The sequence below is a fragment of the Rhizobium sp. GR12 genome, assembly GCF_036596185.1.
GTDB classification, from domain to species: Bacteria; Pseudomonadota; Alphaproteobacteria; order Rhizobiales; family Rhizobiaceae; genus Agrobacterium; species Agrobacterium nepotum.
Genome location: NZ_JASXTH010000001.1, coordinates 267,059 through 281,680, shown reverse-complemented (window position 1 = coordinate 281,680; position 14,622 = coordinate 267,059). Strand labels below are relative to the sequence as shown.

General features: G+C 59.2%; 15 protein-coding genes and 1 tRNA gene. 8 read left to right on the top strand and 8 right to left on the bottom strand.

Annotation, left to right across the window (positions count from 1 at the left end):
- Positions 1 to 41 precede the first annotated feature (41 nt).
- A complete protein-coding gene (locus tag QSK43_RS01340; RefSeq protein ID WP_332302022.1) occupies positions 42 to 986 on the bottom strand; it encodes a nucleoside hydrolase in 945 nt (314 codons plus the stop codon).
- A 209-nt stretch (positions 987 to 1,195) separates the two neighbouring features.
- On the opposite strand from QSK43_RS01340, the gene QSK43_RS01335 reads away from it, so the two are divergent.
- Together QSK43_RS01335 and QSK43_RS01330 are read left to right on the top strand one after the other, a co-directional pair.
- Positions 1,196 to 1,621, top strand: a complete 426-nt coding sequence (locus QSK43_RS01335) for an Hsp20 family protein (RefSeq protein WP_045022146.1) — start codon at positions 1,196 to 1,198, stop codon at positions 1,619 to 1,621.
- A 56-nt stretch (positions 1,622 to 1,677) separates the two neighbouring features.
- Complete coding sequence (locus tag QSK43_RS01330; RefSeq protein ID WP_003493591.1) at positions 1,678 to 1,935, top strand: DUF1150 family protein; 258 nt, start codon at positions 1,678 to 1,680, stop codon at positions 1,933 to 1,935.
- A gap of 43 nt (positions 1,936 to 1,978) precedes the next feature.
- On the opposite strand, the gene QSK43_RS01325 is transcribed toward QSK43_RS01330, so the two are convergent.
- Positions 1,979 to 2,557 carry an EF-hand domain-containing protein gene (locus QSK43_RS01325; RefSeq protein ID WP_332302021.1) on the bottom strand — a complete coding sequence of 193 codons (579 nt, stop codon included), beginning with the start codon at positions 2,555 to 2,557 and terminating at the stop codon, positions 1,979 to 1,981.
- Between the two features lie 122 nt (positions 2,558 to 2,679).
- Positions 2,680 to 3,393, bottom strand: a complete 714-nt coding sequence (locus QSK43_RS01320; RefSeq protein WP_332302020.1) for a pyrimidine 5'-nucleotidase — start codon at positions 3,391 to 3,393, stop codon at positions 2,680 to 2,682.
- Between the two features lie 106 nt (positions 3,394 to 3,499).
- On the opposite strand from QSK43_RS01320, the gene QSK43_RS01315 reads away from it, so the two are divergent.
- Positions 3,500 to 4,417, top strand: coding sequence for a DMT family transporter (locus tag QSK43_RS01315; protein ID WP_332302019.1), 918 nt, complete (start codon positions 3,500 to 3,502; stop codon positions 4,415 to 4,417).
- 51 nt (positions 4,418 to 4,468) lie between these two features.
- Here QSK43_RS01315 and argB read toward each other — a convergent pair whose 3' ends face one another.
- Complete coding sequence (gene argB, locus QSK43_RS01310; protein WP_045022153.1) at positions 4,469 to 5,353, bottom strand: acetylglutamate kinase; 885 nt, start codon at positions 5,351 to 5,353, stop codon at positions 4,469 to 4,471.
- A gap of 360 nt (positions 5,354 to 5,713) precedes the next feature.
- Between argB and QSK43_RS01305 the strand changes: the two genes are divergently transcribed.
- A complete protein-coding gene (locus tag QSK43_RS01305; protein WP_332302018.1) occupies positions 5,714 to 6,091 on the top strand; it encodes a hypothetical protein in 378 nt (125 codons plus the stop codon).
- A 13-nt stretch (positions 6,092 to 6,104) separates the two neighbouring features.
- Here the strand turns inward: QSK43_RS01305 and yihA are convergent, their stop codons facing one another.
- From yihA to rpmH, 4 genes are read right to left on the bottom strand one after another with little or no spacing between them, the layout of a single operon-like run.
- Positions 6,105 to 6,758: a ribosome biogenesis GTP-binding protein YihA/YsxC gene (yihA, locus tag QSK43_RS01300; RefSeq protein ID WP_045022161.1), complete on the bottom strand. Its 654-nt coding sequence runs from the start codon at positions 6,756 to 6,758 to the stop codon at positions 6,105 to 6,107.
- Positions 6,755 to 8,557: a membrane protein insertase YidC gene (gene yidC / locus QSK43_RS01295; RefSeq protein ID WP_200893644.1), complete on the bottom strand. Its 1,803-nt coding sequence runs from the start codon at positions 8,555 to 8,557 to the stop codon at positions 6,755 to 6,757. The genes yihA and yidC overlap by 4 nt, the downstream gene beginning before the upstream one ends.
- Positions 8,554 to 8,937, bottom strand: a complete 384-nt coding sequence (gene rnpA, locus QSK43_RS01290) for a ribonuclease P protein component (protein WP_332302017.1) — start codon at positions 8,935 to 8,937, stop codon at positions 8,554 to 8,556. Before rnpA ends, yidC begins: the two co-directional genes overlap by 4 nt.
- Before the next feature lie 36 nt (positions 8,938 to 8,973).
- The gene (gene rpmH / locus QSK43_RS01285; protein WP_013635393.1) at positions 8,974 to 9,111 is read right to left on the bottom strand and encodes a 50S ribosomal protein L34; all 138 of its coding nucleotides are present in this window, start codon (positions 9,109 to 9,111) and stop codon (positions 8,974 to 8,976) included.
- A gap of 351 nt (positions 9,112 to 9,462) precedes the next feature.
- Here rpmH and QSK43_RS01280 point away from each other — a divergent pair, with 351 nt between their 5' ends.
- The 4 genes from QSK43_RS01280 (at position 9,463) to QSK43_RS01265 (ending at position 14,441) form a co-directional block, all read left to right on the top strand.
- Entirely contained in the window at positions 9,463 to 11,490 is a 2,028-nt protein-coding gene (locus QSK43_RS01280) for a methyl-accepting chemotaxis protein (RefSeq protein ID WP_332302016.1), read from the top strand.
- Positions 11,491 to 11,742: 252 nt separating this feature from the next.
- Positions 11,743 to 13,161, top strand: coding sequence for a sensor histidine kinase (locus tag QSK43_RS01275; protein ID WP_052679705.1), 1,419 nt, complete (start codon positions 11,743 to 11,745; stop codon positions 13,159 to 13,161).
- Between the two features lie 217 nt (positions 13,162 to 13,378).
- Positions 13,379 to 13,455: transfer RNA gene (locus QSK43_RS01270), tRNA-Arg, on the top strand.
- 173 nt (positions 13,456 to 13,628) lie between these two features.
- Complete coding sequence (locus tag QSK43_RS01265; RefSeq protein WP_332302015.1) at positions 13,629 to 14,441, top strand: class I SAM-dependent methyltransferase; 813 nt, start codon at positions 13,629 to 13,631, stop codon at positions 14,439 to 14,441.
- The last annotated feature ends 181 nt before the right edge of the window (positions 14,442 to 14,622 follow it).

Below are 14,622 nucleotides of genomic sequence, written 5' to 3'. Positions count from 1 at the left end.
GCTGGTTATGCCAGCGGCCCTTTTTCATGTCTGCGTTCCCGTCAGAGCCGGGCGAAACGCTCCGTCAGCAATTCGAAGAAACCGTCCGCATCCACAGCGCGCATCACGCGGGCGTTGGTGGGGCGCTCAGTCACGCGCCACCAATCCACCACCGTCATGCCCATGGTGAGTTCGGAATTGACCTCGATTTCGACATTGCAATCGCGGCCCTGAAACAGTTCGGGCTTGACGAGATAGGCAATGACGCTCGGATCATGCAGCGGGCCGCCGTCCGAGCCGTATTTCTCGATGTCGAAACGTTCGAAGAATTCCAGCATTTCCGCCATGGCGATAGCCGGGCGTGTGCCGATCTCGCGAATGCGGCTGACGCGCGCCTTGGTGGTCAGCAGCTTATGGGTGACGTCGAGCGGCATCATGACGATGGGTATGCCGGAACGGAAGACGATATCGGCGGCCTGCGGGTCGACATAGATGTTGAATTCCGCAGCCGGCGTGATGTTGCCGCCTTCGAAGAAGCCGCCGCCCATCATTACGATTTCCTTGACGCGGCTGGCGATCTCGGGGGCCTTCTGCAACGCCAGCGCCACATTGGTCAGCGCGCCGAGCGTGCAGAGCGTCACGGTGCCGGCAGGCTCCCGCAGCAGTGTTTCGATGATGAAATCGACCGCATGCTGTTTTTGCGCCGCCATTGTCGGCTCGTCGAGAACCGGGCCGTCGAGACCGGTGCTGCCATGAACGTGTTCGGCGGTAATCGGCGCGCGCACCAGCGGCCGTTCCGCGCCCTCATAGACGGGAATATCGGTGTGTCCGCACAATTCGCAGATGATGCGGATGTTGCGGCTGGTCAGTTTCAGCGGAACATTGCCGGCGACAGCGCACAGCCCGAGAATGTCGATTTCTTCAGGGCTTGCGAAAGCCAGCATGATCGCTGCCGCGTCGTCCTGTCCCGGATCCGTGTCGATGATGATTTTTCTGCGTTCTGCCATGTCTTGCCCGCCGTTGAGGTGAGCGCTTTTTTCGAGCGGCGGACGCTCACTTGTCAAGCCTCATTCCTCGGTGTGCCCCTCTTTGCCTGGTGACCCGCCTTGCGCATCGCGGTTTTGCTTCCCATATTGCCAGTGCCGGTACGATTGACCGGAAAGGTTGCCGGAAGCGGGGCCGCGAAACGTCGCTTGGTTGCAAGGACAGAGACGATATGAGCCGCATGACGCCATTTGCCCACCCGCTTTTGCTGGGTTTTGATGCCATGGAAAAAACGCTGGAGCGTATGGCGAAGGCCAATGACGGCTATCCTCCCTATAACATCGAGCGCCTTCCAGGCGGCGAAGACGTGCCGGAACGTCTGCGTATCACCATCGCGGTCGCCGGGTTTTCGCAGGATGATCTGGATGTGACGACAGCCGATAACCAGCTCGTCATTCGCGGTCGCCAGCAGGAGCAGGAAAAGCGGGATTTTCTGTATCGAGGCATTGCGGCGCGGCAATTTCAGCGGGTCTTCGTGCTTGCGGATGGTATGCAGGTGAGGGAAGCGCGCCTGCGCAACGGCCTCCTCTCCATCGATCTTGTACGGCCCGAAATTTCGAACGTGGTAAAGAAAATTAATATTTCCGTCTCAGAGTAGAACGTGAACGCCGGAATCCGACACGAATCGCTCGGCGTGAAGAAGGAGGCTGAAATATGCTTTTAAAAGAAGCGCATGCGCGTCTCACCCGGTCCCAGCTCGCCCATATCGGTGAGGGAGAAGTGGGATATATCCGTAAAATTCGCGCTGAAGACGTAAGCCGCTGTTTCCCGGAAGCGCCTGATCTCGATCCGCAACTGGATCTCTGGGCGCTGTTTGGTGCGGACGGTACGCCGATCCTCCTGACCGACAATCGTTCCAGTACGTTTTTCAAGGCGGCAGAAGACGATCTGAAAACCGTCAGCCTGCATTGAAACGAAAAAAGCCCGCCGATTGAGCGGGCTTTTTCTTATGAAATCAAAGGAATGGGCGATCCGGCATGTCATCGATCGAGATGACGCCGTCCTTGTTCCTGTCGAGCCGCTCGAACATTTTTTCACCGGCTGCGGTGAATTCGGCTTTACTGACCTGACCGTTTTCATCGGTATCGGCCATGCGGATCATCGCGAAGCCTCCACCCTTGCCGCCATGCTTGCCCCAGCCCTGACGGCCGCCATGTTCGCGTTCGGCACGCTTGCCTTCGGGTCCCTTGCTTTCACCCTCAGGGCGCGGATGGGCGGCGCGGAACGCCTCCATTTTCGCATGGCGGTATTCGCGCATTTCCTTCGGCGTAATCGAACCGTCCTTGTCCTTGTCGATCTCGGCAAAAAGCGCGTCCTGACGTGCGGCGAACTCTTCTTTCGAGATCTTGCCGTCCTTGTTGGTGTCGGCCACCTTCAGCAGTTGAACGAACGCCATTTCCGGGCGGATATGCATGCGCTCGCCATGGCCTTTGCCGTGCGCGGGCGGGGCGGCAAAGCTGGTCGTTGCGGCCGTGCCGACCAAGAGGGCTGCGCCAAGAGCAGAGAGTGCGATTTTTCGTGTAGACATCGTCATTACCTTCCGTTGGTGTCCCTGAAGAGGAAGATAGTGACGTAGGCACCAGTCCACTACTTAAACATCCGTAAGGTGCATGAAGCTTCGGTAATGTCGCCTGCGGCCGATTTCCATGTTGCCGGTCAGCGGCAGATCGTTCTGGTGAGGAAACCTGTCAGGTCGTCGGTGATGTAGTCGATATGCGCATCCGTCGCGGCAGGGATTTCCCAGCGCTCCATGATGATGCCTTCGAGGTTCGAGGGAACGAGCAGCACGGTCTTCATGCCGAGAGCCTTGGGCGCCGCGAGATTACGCGGCAGGTCTTCGAACATGGCGGCTTTTTTTGTATCGAGCTTTGCAAGTGCTGCAAACTTCTCATAGGTCGCACTGGCCGGCTTCGGCAGGTAGCCTGCGGCGACGATATCGAAAATGTCCTCGAAATGATCGAGAATGCCAAGCGCGCCGGCCGCCGCCTGCGCATGTTTGACGCTGCCATTGGTCAGGATGAATTTGCGGCCCGGCAGCGCCTTGATCGCCTCACCGAGTTCCGGATGGGGTTTGAGCGCCGAATAATCGATGGCATGCGCGCGTTCCAGAAACTCGTCCGGGCTGATGCCGTAATGAATCATCAGGCCCTGAAGCGTGGTGCCATGCTCATGGTAATAGCGCTTCTGCAAGGTTCGGGCCTCGTCGGGGTCGAGCTTTAAAAGCTCCGCCACGTAGGCCGTCATGTTGCGGTCGATCTGGGAAAACAGATTGACGTGATGCGGATAGAGCGTGTTGTCGAGATCGAAGACCCATTCGTTGACATGGGCGAAATCGACGGCATCGGGCAGGTTTTTCGGCTTTGTGTCCATGGGCTGCTTTATGCCCGTTTCAAATGCCGAAGAAAATCGAAAAGACGACGACTGGCGGGAAAATCGGACTTGGCCACAACCTCCAGCGCATGATACCGCCAATGTCATGGAACTCTGGATAGGCATAACTTTCGCAAGCGCGTTCTTGCAGAACCTGCGCTCGACCCTGCAAAAGCATCTCAAGGGCATGATGGGCACCACGGGCGCGACCTTCGTGCGCTTCGTGTTCGGCATGCCCTTCGCTCTTGCCTATCTCGGTTTTCTCTATGGTGTGCTCGACCGGCCGCTGCCGGTGCCGAACATGTCGTTCGCTGTCTGGGCGATGGTCGGGGCCATGGCGCAGATCGCCGCCACTTTCCTGTTGGTGCACCTGTTTTCCTTCCGCAATTTTGCGGTCGGCACGGCCTATTCCCGTACCGAACCTGCGCAGGCGGCATTGTTTGCGCTGATTTTCGTCGGTGAAAGCGTCAATAGCGGAACCCTGGCGGCTATCGCCATTTCGGTGGCCGGCGTCATGCTGATTTCGGTTGCGCGAACGGAAGTGACCCCCGCTTCCATTCTGACCTCCATCTTCAGCCGGACCGCGGGCATCGGCCTCGCCTCGGGCGCTTTCTTCGGCCTCTCATCGGTCGCCTATCGTTCTGCGTCACTGGCGCTGGCACCAAGTCTGCCGGCCCCGGATGCGGTGATGCAGGCCGGTTTCACCCTCGTCGTCGTCATCGTGACGCAGACCCTGTCGATGTTCTTGTGGATCGTCTGGCGGGAGAGGGACGAATTGCGGCGGATCGCAAAGGCGTGGAAACCTTCTCTCGCGGTCGGTTTCGTGGGGGCCACGGCGTCATTCGGCTGGTTTACGGCAATGACGTTGCAGCAAGCCGCTGTGGTGAAGGCGCTGGCGCAGGTGGAAATGCTTTTCGCCTTTGCCTCGACCGTGCTTTTCTTCAAGGAAAAGATCAACCGGCTCGAACTTTGCGGCTGTCTGCTGATCGTTTTGGGCGTGCTGTCGCTTTTGGTGTTCGGCTGAGGAGATGTGAGATGTGGCGGACGGGCTTTCCCATCCGCCACATGAACCGCATCAGGGCACGATGAGCGTGCCGGCGCCTTCCGTGAAGATTTCCAGAAGGACGGAATGGGCGGTCTTGCCGTTGAGGATCACCACACCCTGAACACCGGCTTTGATGGCCTCGATGCAGGTCTCGACCTTCGGGATCATGCCGCCGGAAATCGTGCCGTCCTTGATGAGCGCGCGCGCCTGGGAGACCGTCAGCTCCTTGATGAGTTCCTTGTTCCTGTCGAGAACACCGGGCACATCGGTCAGGAACAGAAGGCGGGTGGCGTTGAGCGCGCCGGCAATGGCGCCGGCAAAGGTGTCGGCATTGATGTTGTAGGTGGCGCCGTCGCGACCGGGAGCGACGGGAGCGATGACCGGGATCATCTCCGACTTGGCGAGCAGGTCGAGCAGGGTGCGATCGACCTCGACGACTTCGCCGACGAAACCGAGATCGAGAACGCGCTCGATATTGCTGTCGGGGTCGATCACGGTCTTTTTCGCCTTTTCGGCGAAGACCATGTTGCCGTCCTTGCCGCAGAGGCCGATTGCCCATTCGCCCGTCTGGTTGATGAGCGCGACGATTTCCTTGTTGATCGAGCCGGCCAGAACCATTTCAACGATTTCGACCGTCTTGGCGTCGGTGACGCGAAGGCCGCCTTCGAATTTCGATTCAATGCCCATCTTCGTCAGCATTGCGCCGATCTGCGGGCCGCCGCCGTGCACGACGATGGGGTTGATACCGGACTGCTTCAACAGGGCGATATCTTCCGCGAAAGCCTTTCCGAGCGTGGAATCCCCCATGGCGTGACCGCCATATTTCACCACAATGGTCTTGTTCTCATATTTCTGCATGAAGGGCAGAGCCTGTGCGAGCAGCCGCGCCTGAGTTTCGCTTTCGGAAGCAGTCATGGAAAAACCTCGGTCTGTGGTTGCGGCCCTCGAGAGCCTGTCATCGCTCTACAGCATCGGCGCAAAAATCGGAATCATTTTTTGCAGTGCAGGAAGCGCCAATTCGACGTGCCGGAGCACTTGCAAGGACAGGTGAATGCGCGCTTTGGATGAATGAAAGAAACTCCGGGCCCTATTGTGTCGGCGCATAGTAAAATTCTGCTTTTGGGCGCTTCGGAGCGCGTAATAAGATTGACATAAAGCGCCAATCGGACCAGCCTTGTGGGGAGCAGGGGAGGGGTTATTCAGCAGGGCGACGGGAAAGTCGTCGCGCATCGTGAAAACGATGCTGGCCTGAACGACCGAGGAGTTTGAAAACATATGACGGCGCCGGATCGAGACAAGCAAAGCGGTTTGCGGGACGAAGTGCTCGCTGGCGAATATGTGCTGGGTGCCTTGCCGCCGGAAAGCATGGCGGAGCTTGCAAAACGCATCAAACGCGACCGTCAGTTCGCCGCTATGGTCCGGCGCTGGCGAGACAATCTGGCGGAAACTGAATATCGCGAAAGGGCGAGCGTCGCAGCATTGCTCGACATGAATCCCACCCGCACGGGCCTGCCTTTCAAGGGTCAGCCGCTGCGCAACGGCAGCATGTTCGTCGCCATGCTTTCGGAAGTCTGGCATTCCGTGCGTTTCTGGCGGCTTCTGGCGTTGACGGCGATGCTTTGGACCGCCGCCCTGCTTTTCACCATCGCCTGAAGGCGGCGGCCTCTTAGAGGGAGACCGTCCGCACGATCTCGGCGCGCAGGCTATCCAGCCCGAAGGCTTTTTCCGAGGAAGTGGCCAGAACTTCCGGATAGGCGGCGGGACGCTTGCGGATTTTCTCCAGCGTTTCGCTGATCACGCGGGGAACGCCCACATCCTTGATCTTGTCCGTCTTCGTCAGAACGACCTGATAGGATACGGCCGCCTTGTCGAGCAGGCTCAGAACCTCCTCGTCGTTCGGTTTTATGCCGTGGCGGGAATCGATCAGCACGTAAACGCGCTTCAACGTCGCGCGGCCGCGAAGATAGTCGAAGACCAGCTTCGTCCAGGCGTCGACGTGGTCCTTGGGCGCCTGCGCATAGCCGTAACCCGGCATGTCGACCAGCGCCATCGGCGGCAGGTCGCCCGCCTCGCCGGAATAACCTTCAGGAACGAAATAGTTCAGTTCCTGCGTGCGTCCGGGCGTGTTGGATGTGCGGGCAAGTCCCTTGTGACCCACCAGCGCATTGATAAGCGAGGACTTGCCGACATTCGAACGTCCGGCGAAGGCAATCTCCGGCGGGCCTTCGGGCGGCAGGAATTTCATCGCGGGAACACCGCGAATGAATATCCAGGGTCGCCCGAACAGGGGCTTTTCGGTTGCCGGACCGGTTTCACTCATTTCGATTGCACCGGCTTTCGTTTGAACAGCCCTTTTATATTATCGAACAATTCGATCTTGGCGCCGTGGCGCTTCATGATGAGGGCCTGCTGAGAGATCGACAGTGTGTTGTTCCATGCCCAGTAGATGACCAGACCTGCCGGGAAGGAAGCCAGCATGAAGGTGAAGATCAGCGGCATCCAGGTGAAGATCATCGCCTGCGTCGGATCGGGCGGTGTCGGGTTCATGCGCATCTGCAGGAACATGGTGACGCCCATGACGAGCGGCCAGACGCCGATCATCAGGAAGTGCGGCACGTCGTAGGGCAGAAGGCCGAACAGGTTGAACAGCGACGTCGGATCGGGCGCGGAAAGATCGTGAATCCAGCCGAAGAACGGCGCATGCCGCATTTCGATGGTGACGTAGATGACCTTATAGAGCGCGAAGAAGACCGGGATCTGCAGCAGCATCGGCCAGCAGCCGGCCACCGGGTTGATCTTCTCTTCCTTGTAGAGCTGCATCATCGCCTGCTGCATGGCCATGCGGTCGTCGCCATGCTTGGCCTTCAGCTCCTCCATCTTCGGCTGCATGCGCTTCATGTTCGCCATGGACGCATATTGCTTGCTGGCGAGCGGGAAGAACAGAAGCTTCACGACGATGGTGGTAAGCAGGATGGCCAGGCCGAAGTTGCCAAAATAACGGAAGAAGAAATCCATCATTTTGAACATCGGCTTGGTGATGAAGTAGAACCAGCCCCAGTCGATCAGGAGGTCGAACTTCGGAATGGAATATTCGGTTTCATAACGATCGACGAGCGGCACTTCCTTGGCGCCGGCGAAGACAAGGCTCTTCAGTTCGATGGACTGGCCGGGTTCGACCGTCATCGTGTCGCTCTTGAAATCGGCCTGGTAGCTCGGCTGATTGCCCGTGATATGCGAGTAGCGGGTTTCGAACGGCGTCGTCTGCGGCGGAACGATAGCCGCGGCCCAATATTTGTCGGTGATGCCGAGCCAGCCGCCGGTCGCCTTCGCGACCGTTACCGGTGCTTCTTCGATGTTCTTGTATTTCTCTTCCGTCAGGCTTCCGTCTTTGCCCGAAACGCCGAGGAAACCTTCGTGGATAACGAAAACGGGCGGTATCGCCGGCTTGTTGTTACGCGTCACGCGGCCATAGGTGGCGAAGGAGACGGGTGTCTGTCCGGGGTTCTCGACCTTGTCATTGACCGAGATCATGTAGTGCTGGTCAATCGAAACGGTACGGGAGAAAACGACGCCGTTCTGGTTGGTGTAGGTCAGGGTGACCGGCGTGGTTTCCGTCAGCTTGTCGCCGCTTGCGAGCGTCCATACCGTCGAAGGACCGGGAACGCTGCCAGCATCGGCGCCGCCGACATAACCGAGTTCGGTGAAATAGCCGTCCTTGGTATCGGAGGGCGAGAACAGCGTGATGATCGGGCTCGAGTCATCAACGGTCTCATGGTAGCCCTTGAGCCGGATGTCGTCGAAACGGGCGCCGGTCAGATTGATCGATCCGGCAATGGCGTTGGTGTCGATGGCGACGCGCTGGCTTTTTGCAATCGCTTCTTCACGCGTCGCCGTGGCGGCGGCCTGCGTGGAGGAGGCAGGCGGTGCGCCGTCGACGGTCACGCCGGGTGCGGCACCCGGTGCCTGCTGTTGCTGCGTCGTCTGCTGCTGCGCCTGGCGGGCCTCTTCGGCGCGGCGCTGCTGATCGATGCGCGGATTCATGTAAAGGAATTGCCAGGCGAGGACGATGACAACCGAAAGGGCTATCGCGATGAAGTAATTGCGGTTCTTTTCCATCATTCTTTCCTGGAGCGGGTCTCCTGGGACCGTTTCGGTTTCGCCGTTCCTTCAATTCGCTCGGTAAGGAGAGACTGAAGTTTCGGGAAGGCCGTCTCGAGCACGTCCCTGCGGGCGACAATCACATAGTCATGGCCGGGCTTCATTGCGAATCCGGCACAAAGCCTGACGGCTTCCTTGAGACGGCGGCGCATGCGATTTCGCTCGACCGCGTTACCTTGTCTTTTCGTTACGGTAAAACCGACCCGAGGTTCGGTTTCCGGGGTTTTCCGGTCGAGGACTTCCAGAAGAAAGGTGCCTCCCCGCCGCTTTTCCCCCGTCTGAACGGCAAGAAAATCCGACCGGTTTTTAAGCCGGCCGGGCAGTTTTTTTGTCTTACTCATGTGCCCGCGACTTTCATCGGGCCACAGAGACGGCAATTAAGCCGACAGACTTGCGCGGCCGCGCGCACGGCGGGCTGCGAGAACTTTGCGACCGCCGGCAGTAGCCATACGGGCACGGAAACCATGACGACGCTTGCGAACAAGCTTGGATGGCTGGAATGTACGCTTCGACATTTATTTAATACCGCGGTGTGCGGCCCTTCTTGAATTTGCAACTATTTTGCAAGAGCGTTTCGTTTTTTGCACGGCTAACCCCGCCTGGGCGAGCTTTTTAATGGCCGAGCGTGCGCGGCTTATAAGGGCATAGGCCGAGCAAAGTCAATTGCCGAAGGGGTTTTCGCGGTTCACCTTTTGCGGAAGCGCCATGAAATCGGCTTCGCGCATGGGCGGCGCGAGCGCATTCCGGCGCGCGATCGATAAAATCTGAAATTCTTTCTTAACGCAGCATTGATAAATGTTGTCATGGGAAAAGTTATGCCAGCTTCCCTTTTTTCACCGTGCCGCTGGCTTTTTGGGGGAACGAAGTTGAGAATTCGCGGTCGTATCAATCTTCTTGTCGGGCTGATGAGCCTTGTGGCCTGTACCATCGGTGGTCTGTCCATATATGCGGTCAGCGAGTTCCAGGCGCGCACGGCCGGATACGAAAAAGCGGCGGAGCGCGCCTACAAGGGCGAAGCGCTCAACCGTCTCGTTACTGCGGTCGTGATGGAGGCGCGCGGTGTCTACGCCGCCGCCGATATGGAAAAGGCGGCGCCTTTCGCTGATGGCATCGTGAAGAACCTCGACGGCATGGAAAAGCTGATCGCTACCTGGACCCCTCTCGTTCCGGCGGAACAGAAGGCGGCCTTCGACAATCTCTCCAGCCGCTTCAAGGAATTCAAGGCCTTCCGTTTGGAAACGGCGCGGCTTGCCCGGGAAGTCAGCCCGCAGGCGGCCAACCAGCAGGGTAACAACGATGCGAACCGGGCCAACCGGAAAGCCTATCAGGCGGAAATCGACGCCGTCGTGAAAAACGACATTGCCGAGCTTGCCACCGTCAAGGCGGGCATTGCCGGTTTTGTGACGACCACCTTCTGGCTGGTTATCATTGTCACCGGCAGCGGCATATTGGCCGGCGCGGCATTCGGCCTCTACATCGGGGCGCGGCAGCTGAGTGCGCCCATCCGCAACGTTTCGGAAGTCATGAACGCCGTAGCGGACGGAAATCTGGACGCGGACGTGCCTTATCTCGGCCGTAACGATGAAATCGGCGAAATGGCGGCGGCTGTCGAGGTCTTCAAGAAGAACGGCCGTGAGGTGCGCCGCATGAATGCGCAGGAAACCGCAATGCGCGCCAAGAGCGACGATCTGCAGGCCGGCATGGCCGTCGTCGTCGACGCTGCGGCCCAGGGCGATTTCAGCCGCCGTATCAACAAGGACTACGGCGACGAGAACCTCAATCGTTTTGCCGAGACGATCAATGCCTTGTTGACCGGCGTGGACAATGGCGTCTCCGAGACCAGCCGCGTCATCGAAGGTCTGGCGCGGGGCGATCTGACGGAAAAGATGGACGGCGAGTTTCGCGGTGTGTTCGCCGAACTCCAGGCGAACGTCAACCAGACGCTGACCAAGCTGCGGGAGACGATGCGGGAGGTGCGCAGCAGCACCGAAGGCATCAGCGGCAACGCCAACGAATTGCGCTCGGCAGCCGACGACCTGTCGAAGCGGACGGAACAGCAGGCCGCTGCGCTGGAGGAAACCTCCGCCGCGCTGGACGAAATCACCGCCGTCGTTCGCAATTCCACGGACCGCGCGCAGGAAGCCAGCACGATGGTTGCCGAGACCAAGCAGAAGACGGAAGAATCCGCCAATGTCGTGCGTGACGCCGTCTCCGCGATGGACCGCATAGAAAAAGCCTCGCGGGAAATCAGCCAGATCATCAATGTCATTGACGAGATCGCCTTCCAGACCAACCTTCTGGCGTTGAATGCGGGCGTCGAGGCGGCCCGTGCGGGCGATGCGGGCAAGGGCTTCGCCGTCGTCGCACAGGAAGTGCGCGAACTGGCGCAACGCTCCGCAACGGCTGCAAAGGACATCAAGGCGCTGATCACCAAATCCGGCGAAGAGGTCGGCCGCGGCGTGTCGCTGGTTCAAAGAACCGGCAGCGCGTTGAGCGAGATCGAAACGCGTGTTCTGGCGATCAACGAGCACATCCACTCGATTGCCACGGCAGCGAGGGAACAATCCACCGGGTTGCACGAAGTCAACACGGCGATCAACCAGATGGACCAGGTGACGCAACGCAATGCCGCCATGGTCGAGGAGACATCGGCCGCGACCCATAGGCTGAGCGGCGAGGCGGGCCATCTCGTGACGCTGGTGTCGCGCTTCAAGGTCGGCGCCGAGGATGCTCAGATCCGCTCCCGCGCTGAGCAGCCGCTGCGGCCCGTGGCGGTGTCCGGCAGGGCAGCGGCTGTCGCCTCTCCCGCCCGCAAATTGATGAACAGCGTCAGCCGTGCCCTCAATGCCCAGCCGGCCGCAGCGTCGGCGAACGGGGACTGGCAGGAGTTCTGAGACCCGTCTCCGGTTTCACTGGCCACCGGTTTTACGTCAAACGCCGCCCCTCCCGGGCGGCGTTTGTTTTTCCGACGTTGAAGCTGTTTGTTTTGCAACGCATTGGAAAAATATCTGTTAGGTCCTATTATCGTGCTTGCATATAAACCGAGCCGTTCCACCGAAGCGGCGGCGCGCATACAGGATCAGAGCCCGGTGTTTTCTAAAGGCGTAGACAGCTTGGACGGCACGGAGAACAATCCGGTGCACTGTGTGCCGGGATTGACCGGGGGCCTTTCGGGGCGTCTGCTGTTGCTCACCGTCATTTTCGTGATGATTGCCGAAGTGCTGATCTTCGTGCCTTCGGTCGCCAATATGCGCCTTTCATGGCTGCGGGACCGCCTGAACACGGCCGCCGCCGCCGGCGCGGTGATCGATGGCCTGCAAGCAGAATTGCCGCGAAGCGTGCAGAACGACACGCTGATGGCCACCGGAGCGAAGCTTATCGCGCTGCGCAAGGACGGCACGTCGCGCCTGCTCGCCGTGGCGGAAACGCCGCCCGGGGTCGATGAGCAATATGATCTTTCCGATGTTTCGCAACTGGCTGCGGTACGGGACGCTTTTTCCACATTGCTGTTCGGTGGCAATCGCGTCATCCGCGTGTTCGATGTCGTCGGCGACAGCGACACCATCATCGAACTGGTGCTGGGTGAAAACAAGCTGCGGGCGGCGATGCTCGCTTATGCCCGCAACGTTTTCCTGATCTCCATCGTCCTGTCGCTTGTGACCGCTGGTCTTATCTTTGTTTCCATCAACCGCATCATGATCCGGCCCATACGCCGCCTGACGCTCGGCATGCAGCGTTTTTCCGAGGAGCCGGGCAATCCCGAGCGGATTTTCGTGCCGGAGGAAGGGAGCGACGAGCTGGCTGTCGCCGGCCGACACCTTTCCGACATGCAGACCGAGTTGCAGAAAACCCTGCGGCAACAGAAGAACCTCGTGGATCTCGGTCTGGCGGTTTCGAAGATCAACCATGACATGCGCAATATCCTGTCATCCGCGCAGCTCATGTCGGACCGGCTGGTGGATGCCAAGGATCCGATGGTCCGGAGCTTTGCACCGAAACTGCTGCGCACGATCGACCGCGCCGTCGCCTACACAAGCGAGGTTCTGGCCTATGGGCAGGCGACGGAGGGCGCGCCGAAACGCAAGACGGTTCACTTGAGCAATCTGGTGCGGGATGTGCGCGACATTCTGGCGCTGGAGCCTGAAAGCGGCATTGAGTTTCAGGACAGTGTGCCCGCCGATCTCACTGTCGATGCGGATGCCGAGCAGCTTTTCCGGGTGATCCACAATCTCTGTCGCAATGCCGTTCAGGCCCTGCAGTCCGACGCGACGAATACCACGCCACGGTATCTTTCGATTTCGGCCCAGAGGGCCGGCAGCGTTGTCAGCATCGTCATAGACGACAACGGGCCGGGCATGCCGCGTAAGGCGAAAGAGAATCTGTTTTCCGCCTTCAGGGGATCGGCCCGTTCCGGCGGCACAGGCCTCGGGCTCGTTATTGCGCGGGAACTGGTGCTTGCCCATGGCGGCACGATCGCGCTTGTCGAAAAACCCGGTCCCGGCACGCAGTTCCGCATTGAGATCGCCGACCGCGCCGCTTCCGTGCATGCGGCCAGAACCGCCTGAAAATTCGGACCGGAGACAGTTCGGGGCGATCGCCACACCCGCCGGATTATGCGCCACATACGACCCCTCGAAAACGGCCTCTTTGGAATTACTAGTATAATCAATAGGATACGTGAATTGCTGCGGAAAAATGACAATTTCGAAGCGAAATCACTTGCAATCGGAATGAGGACGTTTTAGAGGATCGCCACGCCACCGGAAACGACCGGAACGGCACGCACCCGTAGCTCAGCTGGATAGAGCACCAGACTACGAATCTGGGGGTCAGGAGTTCGAATCTCTTCGGGTGCGCCATTTCTCTTCTCATAAAAATATAGTGATACGCCCCGCGCCAGCCGCCATTTTGTCACGCTGTGCAGCACGGGCGTTATCGGCATTGGAATAAGGTCCGCAAGGCCGGACAGATTCCGCACTTCCCGAAAATGTGCTAAGGTCACCGGGTCATTCGATGACCGCAGGTGAAAGCCATGTTGGAAACGGACAAGGTGTTTGCCGGGTCTATCCCGGAAAACTACGACCGATATATGGTGCCGTTGATTTTCGAGCCATTCGCCCGGGACCTGGCGCGGCGGGCGGCGGCATTGATGCCGGTCGATGTTCTGGAAATCGCCGCAGGCACCGGGGTCGTTACCCGCGAACTGGCACCCGGATTGTCGCCTGCTGCCAACTATGTCGTGACCGATCTCAACCAGCCGATGCTCGACTTTGCGGCATCGCGACAGGCGCCGGATAGTCGCATCCAGTGGCGTCAGGCAGATGCTCAGACCTTGCCGTTTGAAAATGCGACTTTCGATCTCGTTTTCTGCCAGTTCGGCGCGATGTTCTTCACCGACCGCTTGTCCGCCTATCGCGAAGCGAAGAGGGTGCTGAAGCCCGGCGGACATTATTTATTCAACGTGTGGGATAGCATCGAAGAAAATCACTTCGCGAATGAGGTGACGAACGCCCTTGCACGCATGTTCCCTGAGGATCCGCCGCGTTTCATGGTGCGCACCCCGCACGGCTACCACGATAAGGTGTTGATACGTAGCGAGCTGGAAAGTGCCGGGTTTTCCCGCGTGGTGATCGAGACGATATCGGCGCAAAGCCGTGCCCCGTCGCCGCGCATTCCGGCTGTCGCCTATTGTCAGGGAACTGTTCTTCGGACCGAAATCGAAGCCAGAGCGCCGGGAAAACTGGAGGAGGCGACGGACTGCGCCGCATCCGCAATTGAAGCGCGGTATGGCAGCGGCGAGGTTGCCGCCAAAATTCAGGCGCATGTGATTCTGGCTGCCGGTTAGAATGCCGGATGCTCCGGTGCAGCCAGGCCGGTTTAGTCGATAAATCCGGGTCCGGATATTTGGAGCATGCCCTTAATATTAGACGTCTTCGATGGAGGTCTATGCCACAAGGCCCGGCGATGAGCCGAGATTACCGGGCTTTCCGGTGTCACCGAACTTTCTGCAAACCTTCGTCATATTG

Coding starts and splice junctions, on each gene's coding strand:
- QSK43_RS01340 (WP_332302022.1), bottom strand. CDS start 986: ATGGCAGAACGCAGAAAAATCATCATCGACACGGATCCGGGACAGGAC.
- QSK43_RS01335 (WP_045022146.1), top strand. CDS start 1,196: ATGAGCCGCATGACGCCATTTGCCCACCCGCTTTTGCTGGGTTTTGAT.
- QSK43_RS01330 (WP_003493591.1), top strand. CDS start 1,678: ATGCTTTTAAAAGAAGCGCATGCGCGTCTCACCCGGTCCCAGCTCGCC.
- QSK43_RS01325 (WP_332302021.1), bottom strand. CDS start 2,557: ATGACGATGTCTACACGAAAAATCGCACTCTCTGCTCTTGGCGCAGCC.
- QSK43_RS01320 (WP_332302020.1), bottom strand. CDS start 3,393: ATGGACACAAAGCCGAAAAACCTGCCCGATGCCGTCGATTTCGCCCAT.
- QSK43_RS01315 (WP_332302019.1), top strand. CDS start 3,500: ATGGAACTCTGGATAGGCATAACTTTCGCAAGCGCGTTCTTGCAGAAC.
- argB (WP_045022153.1), bottom strand. CDS start 5,353: ATGACTGCTTCCGAAAGCGAAACTCAGGCGCGGCTGCTCGCACAGGCT.
- QSK43_RS01305 (WP_332302018.1), top strand. CDS start 5,714: ATGACGGCGCCGGATCGAGACAAGCAAAGCGGTTTGCGGGACGAAGTG.
- yihA (WP_045022161.1), bottom strand. CDS start 6,758: ATGAGTGAAACCGGTCCGGCAACCGAAAAGCCCCTGTTCGGGCGACCC.
- yidC (WP_200893644.1), bottom strand. CDS start 8,557: ATGATGGAAAAGAACCGCAATTACTTCATCGCGATAGCCCTTTCGGTT.
- rnpA (WP_332302017.1), bottom strand. CDS start 8,937: ATGAGTAAGACAAAAAAACTGCCCGGCCGGCTTAAAAACCGGTCGGAT.
- rpmH (WP_013635393.1), bottom strand. CDS start 9,111: ATGTCGAAGCGTACATTCCAGCCATCCAAGCTTGTTCGCAAGCGTCGT.
- QSK43_RS01265 (WP_332302015.1), top strand. CDS start 13,629: ATGTTGGAAACGGACAAGGTGTTTGCCGGGTCTATCCCGGAAAACTAC.